Consider the following 1810-nt stretch of genomic DNA (forward strand, 5'->3'; position numbering starts at 1 on the left):
GGATGGCGACGTCGCCGACGCCAAGCTCCGCCAGCAGTCCGTGCGCGATCCACCGGGCCGCGCCGCTGGCGCGCCGCATGCCGGGCTGGCGCGCGGGGAGGGAATGCGCTTCCCTGGGCAGCAGATGGGCCTCGTCGCCGTCGCGGATCACCCGGCATCCGATCCGGACTCCCGATGGTGCGATGGCGGCGATCGCTTCGGCCAAGGCGATTTCCTCGGGCAGCCGCGTCACGGCTCGTGCGTCCGTGCCGGCAAAGCGAGATCGGCGATCATTTCGCCGTCCTCGTCGAGCCCTTCTTCGACGAAACCGGTGCTGCGATAGAGGTTTCGCGCCGCATCGTTCTCCGGTTCGTAGCAGATCGAGACGTGGCTGATGTGGCCGAGCCCCTGGATTTCGCCCAGCACTTCGCGCAGCGCGGCCTTGCCGTAGCCTTTGCCTTGAGAAGCGCGGTCGATCATGAAGCGGTAGATGCGCGCCTCGTCGTCATCCTCGGGCGCCTCGTACATGAGGAAACCGACGACACGGGTCCCGGCCATGACGACGCGTGGCCGCGCGTCTGCGTCGGTTTCGGCTTCTTCCAGCGACGCCGCATTGCCGGCGACGAAATCCCTCTGCTTCGGGGCGAGTTCCAGGGCCGTGACCAGGGCACGGTTGGCCTCGGTCACGGCAACGAGACGGATGTCTCCGGTGTTCAAGCCGATGCCCTTTTTCAAGCCGATGCCCGGGCCGATGCCTTGGAGCCATCGTCGGTGATCGGCTCGACGAAGCGGTGCAGCTTGGCCGGGTTGCCACGCCATATGGAGTTGGGCTCCAGCTCTTCGCCCTTCATGACGAAGGAGTCGACATCGACCACCGAGCCTTCGCCCATCACGACGCCGTAGTGGACAAAGGCTGAAGGTCCGAGCGTGCAGCCCTTGCCGATGCGGATGAAGTCGGACTTGAAGGCGCCTTCCTCCAGCGAATGGGCCTGGATGACGCAGCCCTCGTTGAGGGTGGCGTCGTCGCCGATCTCCACCAGCGAGCGTTCGGTGAGGTTGCTGCCGCCGTCATAGACCCGTTTGCCAACCTTGACGCCGAGAATGCGCAGGATCATCGGCCGGAACGGCGTGCCGGCGAACAGCCGCACGATCGGCGAATCCGCCAGCTTCCAGTGGCGTTCATGGCGCCAGAACGCGACGTCGTAGATGGTCGTCATTTGCGGCTTCAGCCGGCCGAAACCAAGGCTTGCCCGTTCCACGAAGATGTAGAACGGAATGGTGATCGCCGAAGTCAGGAGCACGGCGACGAACAGCGCGACTTCAGCCCATTCGGTATAGTAGTTCAGCGCCCGGTCCCAGATCGCCAGCGTGGCGAACAGCATGATCCATTGCGTTGCCACGAACAGCAGGATCGTCACCAGATTGTGGCGGTTCTTGTGCGGGATGCGCCGGCGCCGGTCGTCTTCGTCGACGCCCGCGATGAGTTCCTTGTCGCGGTTCACCATGCGCGGGATTTCAAAGGCAGGGGAACCCAGAAGCCCGACATTCTCGCGCAGCGGCCCGTCGATGGGGATCATCACCTTGGTGCCGAGCAGGACGTTGTCGCCGGTGCGCCCGTCCGGCGGATAGTAGATGTTGTTGCCGAGATAGTTGCGCTCGCCGATCCTCGTCGGCTCGAGCCGGAAGGCGGAGGCGGATTTGTGCATGTTGATCATGAACAGCCCGTCCGACACCATGGTCTCGGTGCCGATCTCGCACAGAAGCGGGTTTTCGTGCTGCTGGTTGGAGCCGAAATTGGAGCCGGTCTGCACCACTCTGTTGAGGTTCCAGC

2 protein-coding genes and 1 pseudogene are annotated in these 1810 nt (G+C 64.4%); all 3 read right to left on the reverse strand.

All coding sequences use genetic code 11. From position 1 onward, the window contains the following. Nucleotides 1-232: pseudogene (locus EN750_RS32545) on the reverse strand (4'-phosphopantetheinyl transferase); the annotation flags it as partial. Next, a complete protein-coding gene (locus EN750_RS32550) occupies nt 229-696 on the reverse strand; it encodes a GNAT family N-acetyltransferase (RefSeq protein ID WP_245482876.1) in 468 nt (155 codons plus the stop codon). The pseudogene EN750_RS32545 and the gene EN750_RS32550, both read right to left, overlap by 4 nt. 14 nt (nt 697-710) lie before the next feature. Next, a partial coding sequence (locus tag EN750_RS32555; RefSeq protein WP_281062365.1) for a Pls/PosA family non-ribosomal peptide synthetase occupies nt 711-1810 on the reverse strand: 1100 nt, incomplete at its 5' end.

The sequence above is a fragment of the Mesorhizobium sp. M7A.F.Ca.ET.027.03.2.1 genome (genome assembly GCF_003999175.1).
GTDB lineage: Bacteria > Pseudomonadota > Alphaproteobacteria > Rhizobiales > Rhizobiaceae > Mesorhizobium.